General features: G+C 69.8%; 16 protein-coding genes. 5 read left to right on the top strand and 11 right to left on the bottom strand.

Annotation, left to right across the window (positions count from 1 at the left end):
- Positions 1-98: 98 nt before the first annotated feature.
- The 4 genes from fchA to MFF54_RS17915 form a co-directional block, all read right to left on the bottom strand.
- Positions 99-725: a methenyltetrahydrofolate cyclohydrolase gene (gene fchA, locus MFF54_RS17930; protein WP_238304177.1), complete on the bottom strand. Its 627-nt coding sequence runs from the start codon at positions 723-725 to the stop codon at positions 99-101.
- 11 nt (positions 726-736) lie between these two features.
- Positions 737-1,597 carry an NADP-dependent methylenetetrahydromethanopterin/methylenetetrahydrofolate dehydrogenase gene (locus MFF54_RS17925; protein ID WP_238304176.1) on the bottom strand — a complete coding sequence of 287 codons (861 nt, stop codon included), beginning with the start codon at positions 1,595-1,597 and terminating at the stop codon, positions 737-739.
- 331 nt (positions 1,598-1,928) lie between these two features.
- Positions 1,929-2,873 carry a D-2-hydroxyacid dehydrogenase gene (locus MFF54_RS17920; RefSeq protein ID WP_238304175.1) on the bottom strand — a complete coding sequence of 315 codons (945 nt, stop codon included), beginning with the start codon at positions 2,871-2,873 and terminating at the stop codon, positions 1,929-1,931.
- A 193-nt stretch (positions 2,874-3,066) separates the two neighbouring features.
- Positions 3,067-4,275: an aminotransferase class V-fold PLP-dependent enzyme gene (locus MFF54_RS17915; protein ID WP_238304174.1), complete on the bottom strand. Its 1,209-nt coding sequence runs from the start codon at positions 4,273-4,275 to the stop codon at positions 3,067-3,069.
- Between the two features lie 683 nt (positions 4,276-4,958).
- On the opposite strand from MFF54_RS17915, the gene MFF54_RS17910 reads away from it, so the two are divergent.
- A complete protein-coding gene (locus MFF54_RS17910; protein ID WP_238304223.1) occupies positions 4,959-5,786 on the top strand; it encodes a UDP-2,3-diacylglucosamine diphosphatase in 828 nt (275 codons plus the stop codon).
- Positions 5,783-6,853 carry a glycosyltransferase family 4 protein gene (locus MFF54_RS17905; protein ID WP_238304173.1) on the top strand — a complete coding sequence of 357 codons (1,071 nt, stop codon included), beginning with the start codon at positions 5,783-5,785 and terminating at the stop codon, positions 6,851-6,853. Before MFF54_RS17910 ends, MFF54_RS17905 begins: the two co-directional genes overlap by 4 nt.
- A 62-nt stretch (positions 6,854-6,915) precedes the next feature.
- Here the strand turns inward: MFF54_RS17905 and MFF54_RS17900 are convergent, their stop codons facing one another.
- A complete protein-coding gene (locus tag MFF54_RS17900; protein WP_238304172.1) occupies positions 6,916-7,770 on the bottom strand; it encodes a helix-turn-helix domain-containing protein in 855 nt (284 codons plus the stop codon).
- Between the two features lie 626 nt (positions 7,771-8,396).
- On the opposite strand from MFF54_RS17900, the gene rnhB reads away from it, so the two are divergent.
- The gene (rnhB, locus tag MFF54_RS17895; RefSeq protein ID WP_238304171.1) at positions 8,397-8,993 is read left to right on the top strand and encodes a ribonuclease HII; all 597 of its coding nucleotides are present in this window, start codon (positions 8,397-8,399) and stop codon (positions 8,991-8,993) included.
- Between the two features lie 4 nt (positions 8,994-8,997).
- On the opposite strand, the gene MFF54_RS17890 is transcribed toward rnhB, so the two are convergent.
- Positions 8,998-10,101 carry a PA0069 family radical SAM protein gene (locus MFF54_RS17890; protein ID WP_238304170.1) on the bottom strand — a complete coding sequence of 368 codons (1,104 nt, stop codon included), beginning with the start codon at positions 10,099-10,101 and terminating at the stop codon, positions 8,998-9,000.
- Between the two features lie 174 nt (positions 10,102-10,275).
- On the opposite strand from MFF54_RS17890, the gene MFF54_RS17885 reads away from it, so the two are divergent.
- On the top strand, positions 10,276-10,797 hold the full coding sequence (locus tag MFF54_RS17885) for a hypothetical protein (RefSeq protein ID WP_238304169.1): 522 nt from the start codon (positions 10,276-10,278) through the stop codon (positions 10,795-10,797).
- A gap of 4 nt (positions 10,798-10,801) precedes the next feature.
- Here the strand turns inward: MFF54_RS17885 and moaB are convergent, their stop codons facing one another.
- The 4 genes from moaB to MFF54_RS17865 all read right to left on the bottom strand — a co-directional run bounded on the left by moaB (position 10,802) and on the right by MFF54_RS17865 (position 13,543).
- Positions 10,802-11,353, bottom strand: a complete 552-nt coding sequence (moaB, locus tag MFF54_RS17880; RefSeq protein ID WP_238304168.1) for a molybdenum cofactor biosynthesis protein B — start codon at positions 11,351-11,353, stop codon at positions 10,802-10,804.
- Positions 11,354-11,434: 81 nt separating this feature from the next.
- Positions 11,435-11,650: a hypothetical protein gene (locus tag MFF54_RS17875; RefSeq protein WP_238304167.1), complete on the bottom strand. Its 216-nt coding sequence runs from the start codon at positions 11,648-11,650 to the stop codon at positions 11,435-11,437.
- A 170-nt stretch (positions 11,651-11,820) separates the two neighbouring features.
- Positions 11,821-13,038: an LL-diaminopimelate aminotransferase gene (locus MFF54_RS17870; RefSeq protein ID WP_238304166.1), complete on the bottom strand. Its 1,218-nt coding sequence runs from the start codon at positions 13,036-13,038 to the stop codon at positions 11,821-11,823.
- A 142-nt stretch (positions 13,039-13,180) separates the two neighbouring features.
- A complete protein-coding gene (locus MFF54_RS17865; RefSeq protein ID WP_238304165.1) occupies positions 13,181-13,543 on the bottom strand; it encodes a hypothetical protein in 363 nt (120 codons plus the stop codon).
- Positions 13,544-13,692: 149 nt separating this feature from the next.
- Here MFF54_RS17865 and MFF54_RS17860 point away from each other — a divergent pair, with 149 nt between their 5' ends.
- Positions 13,693-15,480: a PHA/PHB synthase family protein gene (locus tag MFF54_RS17860; protein ID WP_238304164.1), complete on the top strand. Its 1,788-nt coding sequence runs from the start codon at positions 13,693-13,695 to the stop codon at positions 15,478-15,480.
- Between the two features lie 177 nt (positions 15,481-15,657).
- Here MFF54_RS17860 and MFF54_RS17855 read toward each other — a convergent pair.
- The coding region (locus MFF54_RS17855) for an OmpP1/FadL family transporter (RefSeq protein ID WP_238304163.1) at positions 15,658-16,319 on the bottom strand (662 nt) is incomplete at its 5' end.

Raw genomic sequence — 16,319 nt, 5'->3', positions numbered from 1 at the left:
CGTCCTCGGACGTTCGACCTATGCGAAACTGTCATCCCGGGATCCGCCGAAGATCCTTGGCAGTCCCAGGATGACGTCGGTGCTGCAGCGATGCCGCCTCAGCTCACCTTGCCCTTCACGATCTCGAAGACGCGCTCGTTGAGCGCGCCCGCCTCGCCGAGCAAGCTCTCGAGTTCGGCGAGCCGCGCGTCCGCGAAGGCGCGGTCCTCCAGGCCCTTGGCGTTGACCCAGACGTTGAGGGCCGCGCTACGCAGCCCTGCGAAGGCCGAGAGCACGGCGACGCCCGCATCGCTCACCACGTTGACGTTGCCCTTCTCCGCCGTGACCAGCGCGAGGTCGATCACCTTACGGCAGGCGCGGCAGCAGGCGAGCGGCACGTCGGTCGCCTCGCGCAGAGCCTCCTGGATCCTGGCCGCACGGGCGGCCTTCTCCTCGTCCGTGGCTTTGGGGAGGCCGTAGGCGCCCATCACCGCGTCGAAGGCCCGCACATCGTCCGCGATCATGCCCGTGAGCTCGGCCCGCAGCGCCTCGGACTTCTCCAGAACGCCCTTCAGCTCGGCCTCGACCTCGACGTACTTCTTCTTGCCGATGGTGAGGTTGCACACCATCGAGACGAGCGCCGCCCCCATGGCGCCCGAGATGGCGGCGGCCCCGCCGCCGCCGGGAGTGGGGCTGGAACTCGCCAGCCCGTCGAGGAACGCGGCGATCGTCTCGTTCTCGGCCATCGGCTCCCTCCTCAGGCCATCTTCTTGGCGAGCGCGTAGATCTCCTCGGCATCGAGCACCTGCTCGGTGTTGTCGAAGAGCTGGCCGACGCAGGCGCGGTGGAGCTTCAGCTTGAGGCCGCCGATGCCGAGCGCGCCGAAGGCCTTCTTGCCGTGCCGGTCCTTGCCCTTGTCCATCGCCTCGATGCCGCCGATGCCGAGCGGGGGCTGGGCGTTGTAGTCGGCGACGAACTCGATCGAGGCCTCGTCCTTCCAGGCTTCCTCGGGAACGAGCTCCAGGCCGATGGCGCCCGCCGAGAAGATGAGGTTCTGCCCCTTGACGATCCGGGCGCGCGAGCCGGCATCCGGGGTCTCGGCGGCCTTCACGCTGACGCCGAAGCGCTTGTTGACGGCATCGGCGGAGGCCTGCGCCTTGTCGAGCGAGCGGCCGCAGAGCGTCACCTCGGCGCCCTCGCGGGCGAGAAGCGCCGCCGAGCGCATGCCGACCGGGCCGGTGCCGGCCAGCACCACGGCCCGCTTGCCCTGGAGCGAGCCCGCCGCCTTGGCGACGAGCGCCACGCCGGCCGCCGCGGTGGTGTTCGAACCGTTCGAGTCGAGCATGCAGGAGACGCGGAAGGGCCCGAAGAAGCGCTTCTTGACCGCGTCCAGAACCGCCTCGCCAGCCGCCATGCTACCGCCGCCGACGAAGATCGCCGTCGACTTCTTCTCCGAGCCGCCGCGGGTGTAGATCGTGCCGTCAACGAGCGCGCCGACGCTGTCCGGCGTGACGTTGCCGTAGCCGGTGATGTGGTCGGCCCCGCCGTCGTAGCCGACGACCGTGTCGAACACGCTCGGCACCGCGTCGGTATCGAAGAGGAACAGCAGCTTCTTCATCGGTTCGTCCTTTCGCCCGTCGGGGCGTATGGGGTGGGTTTCTTTATTTGGCGGCCGCTGGGCGGTGCGCAGCATTCGGGGCGGGAGCCGGGCCCCTCGTCTCATCCACTATCGGATGCACATACCGCGTGTGGACACTCTCCGCGCTCTCCCTCCCCCCTCTGCGGGGGAGGGTGGCCCCTGCGCCAGCAGGGGACGGGAGAGGGGAGCGACGGTGCCGTACTGTGCTCGGCATCGACGTTGGGCCTCTTCCGGAAGCTGGGTTCCCCTCTCCCGTCGCCCTTCGGGCGCCACCCTCCCCCGCAGAGGGGGGAGGGAGCGCGTGGTGGTCCTAGCCCTCGACCACGTTCTGCGGCTTCCCGGCCACGAACGCCTCGACGTTGTCGACGAGCTGGTCGGCGAGGATCTGCATCGCCTCCTTGCTGGCCCAGGCCACGTGCGGCGTGACGATGAGGTTCGGCAGGTCCGCCTCGCACAGGATGTTGCCGTCCTTCGGCGGCTCCTGCGCCACCACGTCGAAGCCCGCGCCCGCGATGGTGCCGTTCTTCAGGGCCTCTAGCAGGGCCGCCTCGTCGACCAGCCCACCACGGGCCGTGTTGATGAGGATGGCGCTCTTCTTCATCTTGGCGAGTTGCTCGGCCCCGATCAGGTTGCGGGTCTCGGGGGTCAGTGGCACGTGCAGCGTGATTACGTCGGACTGCGTGAGGATGGTCTCGAAATCGACCAGCCCCTCCTGCGGGAAGACGTCGTAGGCGATGACCTTCATGCCCAGCGCCTCGGCCCGCTTGGCGATCGACTTGCCGAGCGCCCCGTAGCCGACGATGCCGAGCGTCGAGCCGGCGATGTCGTAGATCGGGTAGTCGAAGTAGCAGAACTGCGTGGACTTGGCCCAGTCGCCGCGCCGCACGGAGTTCGCGTAGGGCACGATGGCGCGCCGCAGGGCGAACATCAGCCCGACCACGTGCTCCGGCACGGTGTTGAAGGCGTAGTTGCGGATGTTGACGACCGTGATGCCCTGGGCTTTCGCGGCAGCCTTGTCCACCACGTCCGTCCCGGTGGCCGCCACCGCGATCAGCTTGAGGTCGGGCAGCTGCTTCAGGGTCTCGGCGCGCATCGGCACCTTGTTGATCAGCGCGATCTCGGCGCCGTTGAGGCGCGCAACGGTGTCCTCGGGCGACCAGGTCGACTCGTACTCCACGTACTCGTGCGGGAAGTTGAATTCCCGAACCTTGGCGTCGAGGGATTCGCGGTCGAGGAACACGATCTTCTTCGTCATGGAACCCTCTCTCGGCAACGAACGCGTCCTCCGGGCCCCGGTTGATCCGGGTGCCTCGGCCGGTCATGCGCGGGAACGCGCGCCGGTCTTCTTCCTTGGACCCGCCCGGCTCATCAAGCCCGCGGGCCGAGGCCGCGGGGGTTTTCCCCGCGGCCTCACCGGGATCCGAGACCGGATCCGGATCCTTGCCGGATCAGTTCTTGCTGAGCGGGTTCTCGCGCAGGTAGTTCGCGGCGGCGGCCACGCCCGAGCCTGGCGTCACCTTGAGCCCGCAATCGTTCATCGCCATCTCGGCGCCCGCGATGGCGCCGAGCAGCGACAGCTCGTTCAGGTCACCGACGTGGCCGATGCGGAAGACCTTGCCGGCGACCTGGGAGAGGCCGGCGCCGAGCGCGAGGTTGTAGCGCACGAAGGCGTGCTTGATGATCTGGGCCGCGTCCACGCCCTCCGGCACGACGATCGCCGTGACGGTGTCGGAGTTCCACTTCGGGTCCTTGGCGCAGGTCTTCAGGCCCCAGGCCGCGACCGCCTGGCGGGTAGCCTCGCCGAGCACGTGGTGGCGGTGGTAGACGTTCTCCAGCCCCTCCTCGAACAGGCAGGCCAGCGCCTCGCGCAGACCGTAGAGCAACGGCAGCGACGGGGTGTAGGGGAAGTAGCCGGCCGGGTTCTGCTTCCGGTGGTCCTCCCAGGCGAAGTAGACATGCGCGAGCCGGTCGTTGCGGCCGGCCTTGCCCTCGGAGGCCTGGAGCGCCTTAGGGCTGACGCAGATCACGCCGAGGCCGGCGGGCAGCATCAGGCCCTTCTGCGAGCCCGCGATGGCGCAATCGACCTTCCACTCGTCCATACGGAAGGGGAGCGAGCCGATCGAGGACACGCCGTCCACGAAGAGCAGCGCCGGGTGGCCGGCCGCGTCCATCGCCTTGCGCACCGCGCCGATGTCGCTGGTCACGCCCGTGGCGGTCTCGTTGTGGACCACCATCACGGCCTTGATCTCGTGGTTCGTGTCGGCCCGCAGGGCCTCCTCGATCTTCTGCGGATCGGCGCCGGTGCCCCAGGTCTCCTCCTGCACGACGACGTCGAGCCCGATGCGCTGGGCCATGTCGATCCAGAGGTGGCTGAACTGGCCGTAGCGCGAGGTCAGCACCTTGTCGCCGCGGCAGAGCGTGTTGGTGAGCGCCGATTCCCAGATGCCGGTGCCCGAGGCCGGGAACAGGAAGATCGTGCCGTCGGTCGAGCCGTAGACCTTCTTGGTGTCCTCGAAGAGGGGCTTGGTCAGCGCCGGAAAATCGACCGAGCGATGGTCCTCGGAGGGCACCAGCATCGCGCGCTGGACCCGGTCCGGGATGTTGGTCGGGCCCGGCACGAAGAGGTGATTGCGACCGGGGCGTCTGGTTGCCGCCATGATGTTTCCTCCAATTCCCTTAAGTCATGAGCTGCCGGCTTCGCCGCCGGCGTTTGTCGGGTCGTGCACGGACCGGGCGATGCGCGGGGTGGGCCTGCCGCAAGGCTGAGCGGACGGCGGCGCCGTCCGGTCCCCCAGGCGAGTCCGCCGCTTGTTCGGATCGTCGGTCACGCGGAGCGGCGTGGCGGCCTCGCGCCGCTCGCGTCGCGGCATGCTCGCATGCCGGTCGCCTCCGATGTGCCCGGTCCATCCTGCGCCGGCCGGGTCGCGCTTTCAAGCGCCTCGCCGCGTCATCGACACCTTCCTCCCGGTCGCCCCGCCATTCGAGGCCGGTCCGCGCCGCCACTGGGCCGCCGATGATTATGGACGGCCAAGTCACGGAAAGAAAACCGGAAAAACTTCGTCGCGCTGGAAAAAAAATTTGCTCCGCTCGGCGCCTGCGGAATGCGCGATTGACTGCTTTGTGCTGCATCGCAGCATGCGCAGCGCAGCAATCAACCTTGCTTCTGCTGTCCGGCCGAACCCGTTGCTCCCTCCCGCGGGTCTCCTGACGAGCCCGCCCGTGGACCGGGCCCCGACGCGCCCTCGACCGGCCGGCAGGGGCTTGCGTCATCAAACTGAGATCGGATTCCGGTTTGGCTCCCGCTCGCCACAGCAGGAGGCGCGAGATGCGGGATGCGCGCGTGAGCGAGGAGCCTGAGACGGTGCGCGTCCGGACGCTGTTCCTGTCCGACACGCATCTCGGCACGAAGGGCTGCCAGGCCGGGCTGCTGCTCGACTTCCTCAAGGACTACGACGCCGACGTGATCTACCTCGTCGGCGACATCGTCGACGGCTGGCAGCTGCGCTCGGGCTGGTACTGGCCGCAAGGCCACAACGACGTGGTGCAGAAGCTGCTGCGCAAGGTCCGCAAGGGCGCCCACATCGTCTACGTGCCGGGCAACCACGACGAGTTCCTGCGCGACTACATCGGCACCACCTTCGGCGGTATCGAGATCGCCGAGAGCCGCATCCATGAGGCCGCGGACGGCAGGCGCTACCTCGTCATCCACGGCGACCAGTTCGACATGGTGGTGCGCCACGCCCGCTGGCTCGCGCATCTGGGCGACGGGGCCTACACCTTCGCGCTCTGGGTCAACACGGGCTTGAATCGGGTCCGCCGCCGGCTCGGCCTCGCCTACTGGTCGCTCTCGGCCTGGGCCAAGCTGAAGGTGAAGAACGCCGTCAACTTCATCGGCCAGTTCGAGCAGTTTCTCGCCGACGAAGCCCGGCGCCAGGGCGCCGACGGGGTGATCTGCGGCCACATCCACCACGCGGCCAACCGCGAGATCGATGGTCTGCGCTACCTCAACACCGGGGACTGGGTGGAATCCTGCACGGCGATCGTCGAGCACTACGACGGCCGCATGGAGGTGCTGCACTACCCGAGTATCCTGCGGGCCCGCGCGGCGGCGGAGGCCGAGCTCCCTGCCGAGGAGGGTCTGCTTCCCGGGCGGCGGGCCGTCGCGTGAGGCGGCTCCTCATCGCCACGGATGCGTGGCATCCGCAGGTCAACGGTGTGGTGCGCTCGCTCCAGCACATGGTCGAGGCGGGGCGGGACTTCGGCTTCGACACGGTGCTGCTGACGCACCAGGATTTCCGCTCCGTGCCGCTGCCGGGCTATCCCGAGATCCGGCTGGCGCACGCCACCCGGCGCAAGGTCGCGGCCCGCTGGGACGGGCTCAGCCCCACCCATGTCCACATCGCCACGGAGGGTACGGTGGGCTACGCCACGCGGCGCCACTGTCTGTCGCGCGGCAGGCCCTTCACCACGAGCTACCACACGCGCTTTCCCGAATACCTCGCGGCGCGCCTGCCGGTGCCGCAGGCGTGGAGCTACGCGTGGCTGCGCCGCTTCCACGGCGCGGCCTGCGGCACGATGGTGAGCACGCCCTCGCTGGAGCGGGAACTCGGCGGACGGGGTTTCGCCAACCTGATGCGCTGGACGCGCGGCGTCGACACGGACCTGTTCCGCCCGTTCGAGCCCGGCGAGGGGTCGGACGCTGAGCTGTCCTGCCTGCCCCGGCCGATCTTCCTGTTCGTCGGCCGGCTCGCGGTGGAGAAGAACGTCGAGGCCTTCCTTCGGCTCGACCTGCCGGGCAGCCGCGTCGTCGTCGGCGACGGCCCGGACCGGGCACGGCTGGAAGGGCTCGGCACGGGCGCGCGCTTCCTCGGCACGCGCACCGGGGCGAGCCTGGCGCGGATCTACGCGGGCGCCGACGTTTTCGTCTTCCCGAGTGTCACCGACACCTTCGGCATCGTGCTCTTGGAGGCGCTCGCCTGCGGCACACCGGTCGCGGCCTTCCCGGTCACCGGCCCGCTCGACGTGATCGGCGGCACGCGGGCCGGGATCCTCGACCCGGACCTGCGGGCGGCCGCGCTCGCGGCGCTCTCCGTCCCGCGGGAGGCCGCCCGCGCGGAAGCCCTGCGCCATACCTGGGCCGAGAGCGCGCGCCAGTTCTTCGGCAACATCGCGAGCGCCCACGCGCAAGAGGAGGTGCCCGCCCACGCTGCCCCGGCCCTGGCCGGTCTTCGCTGAGGGGCTTGCGCCGCGAGATGCCGGCGCGGCGCGGGAGAACGCCTGGATCCGGTGTGCGTCGCCTATCGCCCGGCCGCCGCCAGGCCGCGCAGGCCCAGCCGGTAGGTGACGTCGCTGTGGACGAGGCTGTCGGCGATGAAGCGGTCGAACGCCGCGACCAGACGGGGTGTCAACCGGTAGTGCGGCTTGCGCGGCACGGGACGGGTCAGGAAGCCCGTCTCCTCCGCGGCCGCGAGGATGTTGCGGATATGGCTTCGGGACACGCCGAAGCGCGTCGCGAGGTCGCCCAGATCGGCCTCTCGGAACTGGTGCTCGGCTTCCGCCGCGCTCCTATCGAGGAGCGACAGGAGGATGATGAGAGCGCTCGTGCTGCTCATGAAGAACACGAGATCCATGTTGCTCCAGATCATCGCGATGATGCCGTCGAATGCCTCGATCGCGCATTTGGCGTGGGCGATCTGGAAAGCGGTGTCCCGTTCCCGGGCGTAGGGAAATCCGGGCTCCGGATACAGGATATCCAGGGGCGCGTAGTGGGCGGCCATCCACTCGCGGTCCCAGGACAGCAGCTTCTCGGTGGGGCACAGGAGCCTCATGCGGCTGTCGTCGGGCTGCTTCCGCAACTCGAGGTCGCCCGTCTGGACGAGGCGGGCGACGAAGGTATCGATCAGCCTCGGGCTGGCGAAGCCGAAGCGGGCAACCGTCGTCTTCAGCTTCTTCAACGTTGGCCAGGTTTCCCGGTCCCCGCGCACATAGTTCGCGTAGAGACAGACGATGATGGCCAGGGTCGTCACCCGCCCGACATCGGCGCCGAAACGGCCCGGGAAGACCTCGGGCTCATAGACCTTCTTGTGTTCCGTGATGAAGACGCGGCGCGCTTCCGGGAAGCCCGGGTGGGCCAGGATCGCCTCGGCCGTCAACGGAGCGGCCGGATCATGCAGGGACCCAGGAGGAGCCTCGGGCATCATGCCGTCGCTCGGTGCTGTGGGAAGCGGGGGCCCACGGTGCCCGCAGGCCCGTCGTGGATGGCAACGGTGCCGGGCCCCCAGGCAGGGCGTGTCGTGCCTGTTGAATTGAGACGATCTTTTCTACTTTGAGGTGAAAATTCCATGTCTTTCAACTAAAGGTCGATATTATTCGGGTTTACTACGAAGCGATGGTTGTGTATGGCGGCGTTAAGTGATCGTGTTTTCGCCGTCAATACGTGAAATTTCGTTCGCTTATGAGTTGTGGGTGGGATTGTCAGAAAGCATACGGCACAGAATAAACGGCTGCATTATCCGGTCTTGGTCAAGCATTCGTAGCTTCATCTTTTTAGCCAAGGTCCAGTACCCTGCGCACCCGCGTTTTGCCACGCGGCGCGTTCAACGAAGTCATGGGCCTCCGATCGCGGAAGGCTCGCGGCCTGGGCAGGGTGTGAATCCGCGGGCGTCGAGCCCGCCCCGCGCCCGTGAACGCTCTCGCACCGTCTGATCGCACGGGACGGGATCCGGCGTTCCGTCGTGCGCCGCGATCGCGTATCACGCCCGCGACGCAGGATGCCGCCATGCCCCCCTTCGACCCGGCCAAGGCCGCCCGATATCCGGCCGCGATCGGCTGCGACGAGGTCGGACGCGGCGCTCTCTGCGGCCCCGTGGTGGTCGCGGCGGTCTGGTTCGACCCCGCCGCCCTGCCCGGCGACCTGCTGGCGCGGCTCGACGACAGCAAGCGTGTCCCGGAGGCCCTGCGGCAGCATCTCACGCCCCTGATCCGGGAGCACGGGCGGGTCGCGGTGGCGGCGGGCTCGCGGGCGCTGATCGATCGTCTGAACGTGCGCGTCGCGACCCTCGACGCCATGCGCCGCGCGGTGCTGCGCCTCGGCCTCGACGCGCCCGTGCTGGTCGACGGGCGCGACCCGGTGCCGGGACTGCCCCTGCCCTGCCGCGCCGTGATCGGCGGCGACCGGCTCGTGCCGCAGATCGCCGCCGCCTCGATCGTCGCCAAGACGGTGCGGGACGCCCTCATGCGCCGCCTTGCCCGCCGCCACCCGGATTACGGCTGGGAGCGCAATGTCGGCTACGGGACCGCCCTGCATCGGGCGGGGCTCGCGGCGCGGGGCCGGAGCCCGCACCACCGCCTCACCTTCACCCGAGGCTTCGCCTGATTCCTCAGAACAGTGCGAGCTGCGTGCCCGGGACCGTGAAGGCCGCCGCGTTCAGCTTCAGGCTCTCCGTCCGATAGCCGAGCCGGGTCTTGGCGAGGTGCATGCGCTGCGCGATCAGGGCCGCGTAGGCGCCCTGCCCGGTCATCCGCCGCCCGAAGGTCGCGTCGTAGGCCCGGCCGCCGCGGGACTGCGCCACCAGCGAGAACGCGTGCGCCTGCCGGCCCGGATAGTGCTCGGCGAACCAGTCGGCCACGAGGTCCTTCAGCTCGTGCGGCAGGCGCAGCAGGACGTGGCTCGCCTCCACCGCCCCGGCCTCCCGGGCGGCGGCGAGGATCCCCTCGATCTCGTGGTCGTTCAGCGTCGGGATCACGGGCGCCACCAACACCATCACGGGCACGCCGGCCGCGCTCAGGCGCCGGATCGCCTCCAGGCGCTTCTCTGGATGGGGGGCGCGCGGCTCCATGCGGCGGGCGAGCACCGGGTCGAGCGTGGTGATCGAGATCCCGACCTTGACGAGGCGCTCCCGCGCCATGTCGGCCAGGATGTCGCCGTCGCGGGTGACGAGGTTCGATTTCGTGACGATCCCGACCGGGTGGCGGAAGCGCGCCAGCACCTCCAGCACGTCCCGTGTGATGCGGTGCTCCCGCTCGATCGGCTGGTACGGGTCGGTCGCGGTGCCGAGCGCGATCGTGGCCGGCCGGTAGCCGGGGGCGGAGAGCTCGCGGGCCAAGAGGCGCGCGGCGTCGGGCTTGGCGAAGAGCCGCGTCTCGAAATCAAGGCCCGGCGAGAGCCCGACATAGGCGTGGTTCGGCCGGGCGAAGCAGTAGATGCAGCCGTGCTCGCAGCCGCGATACGGATTGATCGAGCGGTCGAAGGGGATGTCGGGCGAGTCGTTGCGGGTCAGGATCCGGGCCGTCCGCTCCCGCGTCACCTCCGTCCGCGGGCGTGACGTCTCCAACTCCCCCCAGCCGTCGTCGAAGCGGACCCGCGCGGCGGCCTCGAAGCGCCCGCTCGGGTTGGCGGTCGCGCCCCGGCCGCGGCGCCCCTCGGCCGGCACCGCGGAGGTCGCGAGCCGCCGCGCCTCCGCCCCGTCCTGACCTGTCGTCATCGCTGCCTCGTCCCTCCACTCCGCGGTGTCCATCAGGAACATAGAGCGAACACGAGCGCGGGCAGCGCCTGTTTGTTAGGCAATGACCCGCCGTCAGCTTCCGCAACAGGGATCGGTCGCGCCAACGGCCGGGCTAGAGGGTTTCTTTGTTGCCAAAATCGGTTATCGGCGCGCATGCTTTCCGCGGTGACCTACATCGCCCGGCCCGACGGGCCCGACGCGATCGACCAGCTTGCCGACACCCTGAGCGCACTCGTCGCCGGGGTGGCGGCCGGCCTGGTCGGCGACGCGGTGATCGTCGCCGACACGGCGCACGAGGGGGTCGCGACGGTGGCCGAGGCCACGGGCGCGACGCTCGTGGTGCTTCCGGGCAGGGAGGGGCCCTGGACGGCGGGCGCGCGCGTGGCCCGGCGCGACTGGGTGCTGTGCCTGGAGGCGGGGGACGTGCCGGCCGAGGGCTGGATCCGGACCCTCGACCGCTTCATCGGCACGGCCCGTCCCGGGACGGCTCTGGCGCGCCTGCGCCGGCCGCATGCGGGCCTGCCGATGCGGCTGGTCGCCCGCGGCGAGGGCGTGATGGGCGTGGCCCGGGCCAGGGCCGGCGATCTCGTCCGCCGGGACAAGCTGCTGGCCGGCCCGGTCTTCGCGCCGCGGCTCATGCCGCGGCGGCTGAGCGCCCGGATCGAGCGGGGCTGACCCTCTACGCGGACGCGCCCCGCCGCAGGTGCTCGTCGAGCCGCGGCAGGATCTCCACGAAGTTGCAGGGCTTGTGCCGGTAGTCGAGCTGCTGGGCCAGGATCCCGTCCCAGGCGTCGCGGCAGGCGCCGGGAGAGCCCGGCAGGGCGAAGATGAAGGTGGAGCGTGCCACCCCCGCGGTCGCCCGCGACTGCAGGGTCGAGGTGCCGATCTTGTCGTAGGAGATGCGGTGGAACACCGCCGAGAAGCCGTCCATGCGCTTCTCGAACAGCGGTTCTACGGCTTCCGGGGTGACGTCGCGGCCGGTGAAGCCCGTGCCGCCCGTGGTGATCACCACGTCGATGCCGGGATCGCGGGTCCAGGCCTCGACCTTGGCGCGGATCGCCGGGACGTCATCGGTGACGATGGCGCGGTCGGCGAGTCGGTGGCCGGCCTCGGTGAGGCGCTGGCTCAGGGTGTCGCCGGAGCGGTCGTCCGCGAGGCTGCGGGTGTCCGACACGGTCAGCACCGCGATGCCGAGGGGAATGAAGCTGCGGTCGTGCGTCTCGCTGGCCATGGCTCGGATCCTGTCTGCGCGCCGGGCCTCCATATGGGCCTCCGGGCGCGCGCGTCAGGATGCCTCCGGCCGAGAACCGGCTCAGCCCTTCGAGCGCAGCACCGGCTCGGGCGCGACCGGGTCGCAGTTGGTCATGAAGGCGTTGAGCGGCAGCGGGCGCGACTTGCAGGCGAAGGCGTCCTGCGGGCCCGGCGCGGGAATCGGGTCGCGGGCGACGATCGGGTTCGGCGCGCAGGCGCCGGCCGCCGCGAGCGCGAGGGCGGCGAGCAGGGCGGCGGGCAGGTTCAGGCGGCGCATGCACCCCTCGGACGCGAAAAACTGAGGACCCCTCGGGGAGACCCTTGCCCAGCGCGGCGCCCCGGACAAGCTCGGGCGCCGCCCCGCGCGCGGCTTTGGCGGTCCCTGTCGCCCGGCCGCCACACGGCCGGGTGCCCGGCCGCGACAACGGCCGGACTGCGGGCGAGGCCTCAGCCGGCCTTGGCCATCGGCACGACGTTGTGCAGGGTCTTGTCGGCGTTGTCGAAGAAGCGCCGGATGTTGCGCGCCGCCTGCCGGATGCGCTGCTCGTTCTCGACCAGCGCGATGCGGACGTAGTCGTCGCCGTACTCGCCGAAACCGATGCCCGGAGCGACCGCGACGTCGGACTTCTCGAGCAGGAGCTTGGAGAATTCCAGGCTGCCGAGTTCGCGATACTTCTCGGGGATCGGCACCCAGGCGAACATGGAGGCCGCCGGGGCCGGGATCTTCCAGCCGGCCTTGCCGAAGGAGTCCACCAGCGCGTCGCGGCGCTTCCGGTAGATCGCCCGCATCTCGTTGATGCAGTCGTCCGGCCCGTTGAGCGCGGCGCTCGCCGCCACCTGGATCGGCGTGAAGGCGCCGTAATCGAGGTAGGATTTCACCCGGGTGAGCGCGGCCAGCAGGCGCTCGTTGCCCACCGCGAAGCCCATGCGCCAGCCCGCCATCGAGTAGGTCTTCGAGAGCGAGGTGAACTCGACCGTGCAGTCGATCGCGCCCGGCACCTGCAGCACGGAGGGCGGCGGCTCGCCGTCGAAATAGACCTCGGCGTAGGCGAGATCCGAGAGCAGGATCAGCTCGTGCTTCTTCGCGAAGGCGACGAGGTCCCTGTAGAAATCCAGCCCCGCCACGTAGGCGGTCGGGTTCGACGGATAGCAGACCACGAGCGCGACGGGCTTCGGGATCGAGTGCTGCACCGCCTTCTCGAGGGCCGGGAACATCGCGGGCGTCGGCTCGGCCGGGACCGAGCGGATCACGCCGCCCGCCATCAGGAAGCCGAAGGCGTGGATCGGGTAGCTCGGGTTCGGCACCAGCACCACGTCGCCCGGCGCCGTGATGGCCTGCGCCATGTTGGCGAAGCCCTCCTTGGAGCCGAGCGTGGCCACCACCTGCGTGTCCGGGTTCAGCGAGACGCCGAAGCGGCGCTGGTAGTAATTGGCCTGAGCCCGGCGCAGGCCCGCGATGCCCTTGGAGGCCGAGTAGCGGTCGGTGCGCGGGCGCCCGGCGGTCTCGATCAGCTTGGCGATGACGTGCTTCGGCGCGTCGAGGTCGGGGTTGCCCATGCCGAGATCGATGATGTCGGCGCCGTTGGCGCGGGCGGCGGCCTTGATCCGGTTCACCTGCTCGAAGACGTAGGGGGGCAGGCGCTTGATGCGGTGAAAGTCGGTCATGGCGGTGTCCATCGCGCACGGTCCCGGGACTGGCGTTTCGAGGGTTGCCGGGGACGCGAACGGCCTCCTTAACACGGAAGGCTCCGGTTCGCCGACCCCGAAAAGGCGGCTGTGACGCGGCTGTGACTGGGCTGTGGCCCCGTTACTGTGCGGGAGGGGCCGCCGGGTTGACGGCCTTGCCGGCGCTCTCGGCCGCCCGGCCGCGGGCGACGTTGCGGCTGCGGGCGCCCTCCAGCTCGGCTTCCAGCGTCTTCTGGCCCTCCGCCGATTTCGCCCGCACCGGCCGCGGTGCTGCCGAGACGCCGACCGGCAGGAAATCGGCGCCCTCCCGGCGCGTTTCGGTCACGAAGGCGGGTGCGTCGGGCGCCTTCGGCGCCGTGCCAGTGATGCCGAGGCTGCGCAGCCCACCGACATCGCCCGAGCAGCCGCCTGCCGCCATGAGGGGCGCGAGGACGAGCACGAGGACGGCGAGGCGAGGCGGCGAGGGCGTGCTGAGCGAGAACATGCTGGAGATGTAGCGGTCGCGGCTCGATCGGTCTGGCGGAATCTCCGGGTCGCGCCTTAATTTGTCGGAAACGAGGCTCCGCCCGATGCGTCGGGACAATGGGCCGACCCGTCTCGCGGGAGACGGCGACAACAGGGAGTGACGCACGCGTGACGAGCCCCCACACGCCGCCGCCGCAGGTGCCCGATTTCGAGGCGCTGGCGCGCAATGCCGGCCAGTTCGTCGAGACGATGGGCCGCAACGTCTCGCAGTTTCTCAAACCCGCGGAGGCGGGCGCGGGCGGCTCGGACGAGCTGAAGGAGATGAGCCGGGCGCTCGGCACCGTCGCCGAGCACTGGCTCTCCGATCCGCAGAAGAGCATCGAGGCGCAGACGAAGCTGGGCGACGCCTTCGTCAGCCTCTGGGGCTCCACGCTCGTGCGTCTCCAGGGCAGCCCCGCGCCGCCGGTCGCCGCCCCGGAGCCGAAGGACCCGCGCTTCGCCCACGCCGATTGGACGCAGAACCCCTATTTCGACTTCATCAAGCAGGCCTATCTCATCCTCGTGCGCTGGTCCGAGGATCTGGTGGATCAGGCCGAGGGCCTCGACGAGGCGACCCGTCACAAGGCGCAGTTCTACCTGCGCCAGATCACGAGCGCGCTCTCGCCCTCGAACTTCGTGCTGACCAACCCCGAGCTGATCCGGCAGACCTTCGCCGAGAACGGCGCCAACCTCGTGCGCGGCCTCCAGATGCTCCAGGAGGACATCGAGGCGGGCCAGGGCGAGCTCAGGGTGCGCCAGTCGGATTCCACGAGCTTCGAGGTCGGCCGCAACGTCGCGGTCAGCCCGGGCGCGGTGGTGTTCCGCAACGACCTGATCGAGCTGATCCAGTACGCGCCCTCGACCGAGACAGTGCTGAAGCGCCCGTTCCTGATCGTGCCGCCCTGGATCAACAAGTTCTATATTCTCGACCTCAATCCGCAGAAGAGCTTCATCAAGTGGATGGTCGATCAGGGCCTGACGGTGTTCTGCATCTCCTGGGTCAACCCGGATGCGCGGCACGCGGACAAGGACTTCGAGAGTTACATGCGCGAGGGGATCGAGGCGGCGATCGACGCGATCGGCGCGGCGACCGGCGAGCGCGAGGTTGCGGCGGCCGGCTACTGCGTCGGCGGCACCCTGCTCGGCGTGACGCTGGCCTATCAGGCCGCCACCGGCAACACGCGGATCAAGAGCGCGACGCTCCTGACCACCCAGGTCGACTTCACCCACGCGGGCGATCTCAAGGTCTTCGCCGACGAGGCGCAGATCCGGCAGATCGAGGCCCGCATGGCCGAGCGCGGCTATCTCGACGGCGCCCGCATGGCCAACGCCTTCAATATGCTGAGGCCCAACGACCTGATCTGGTCCTACGTCGTCAACAACTACGTCAAGGGCAAGCCGCCGGCCGCCTTCGACCTTCTGTACTGGAACTCCGACGCCACCCGGATGCCGGCGGCTAACCACGCCTTCTACCTGCGCAACTGCTACCTGGAGAACGCACTCGCCAAGGGGAAGATGGTGCTCGGCAACGTGCGGCTCGACTTGAGCCGGGTGAAGGTGCCGGTCTTCAACCTCGCCACGCGCGAGGACCACATCGCCCCCGCGCTCTCGGTCTTCGAGGGCTCGTCCAAGTTCGGCGGCCCGGTCGACTACGTGCTGGCGGGCTCCGGCCACATCGCGGGCGTGGTGAACCCGCCCGCCAAGCCGAAATACGGCTTCTGGACCGGCGGGCCGGCGCGGGGGCGGCTCGAGGACTGGATCGCGGCGGCAACTGAGAACAAGGGCTCGTGGTGGCCCTACTGGTTCTCCTGGCTGGAGGCCCAGGCGCCGGAGCGGGTGCCGGCCCGCGTGCCGGGCGAAGGCGCCCTGCCCTCCCTCGGACCCGCGCCCGGCACCTACGTGCGCATCAAGTCCTGAGGTCGGGCTCGGAGAGTTCCGGATTCCAAAGGTCGAGACCTTTGGCGGGTGCAGGGCAGAGCCCTGCTGTCGGCTTCCGGACCCGGCATGGCCAGGTCCGGAAGCCGAATTCGGGGCTGCGCGCCCCGGGACCCCGCCCAAGGGCCTTGGCCCTTGGGGATCCCTGGACCTCCCGCCTCAGTACTTGCGCACCAGCGGCGCGGGCACGGCAGGCCGCGCCGGCTCGCCGAAGACGTAGCGGAAGCCCACCGAGACGACGTCGGCGCTGGCATCGGTGTAGCCCGCGAAGGCGATGTTGCCGACGTTGTAGTCGCGGCCCGGGCCGGAGAGGATCCGGTTGCGGTCGAGGAAGAAGTGCGAGTACGCGAGGTTGAGCGTCAGCTTCTCGTTCCAGCGGTAGCTCGCGCCGATCGAGGCGATGTAGCGGTCGCCGTCCGGCAAGCGGGCCGAGCGGTTGGCGAAGACGATCGGCGAGAGTTCGTAGGCGAAGCCGCCGCGCAGCGTGAAGTTCGGCGACCAGTCGTACTCGGCACCGATCGAGTAGGTGTAGCCGTCCTTGTAGTCGAGCGGCAGGTTGCTCACCGGCACGCCGAGCGTGCGCGAGACGATGCCGACATTGCCGAGCCGGCTCCAGTTGTCCCACTCGAAGCCGAGATTGACACGGGTGACCGGGTTGATCGCCTGGGTCAGGCCCACGCTGACCTTCTCAGGCGTGTTGAGGTTGGCCGTGACCTGGCCCGCCGTGCGGGCGAGCGCCACCAGGGGCACGCCGATCGAGCCCTCGATGTCGTGGTGCACCGAGGAGCGGTAGCCGATGCCCAGCACCGTGCCGGCCCAGG

Origin of the sequence: Methylobacterium gregans (assembly GCF_022179245.1) — a bacterium.
Taxonomy (GTDB): domain Bacteria; phylum Pseudomonadota; class Alphaproteobacteria; order Rhizobiales; family Beijerinckiaceae; genus Methylobacterium; species Methylobacterium gregans.
Note: the sequence above shows the minus strand (reverse complement) of the source record. Positions and strands in the feature narration are given on the sequence as shown.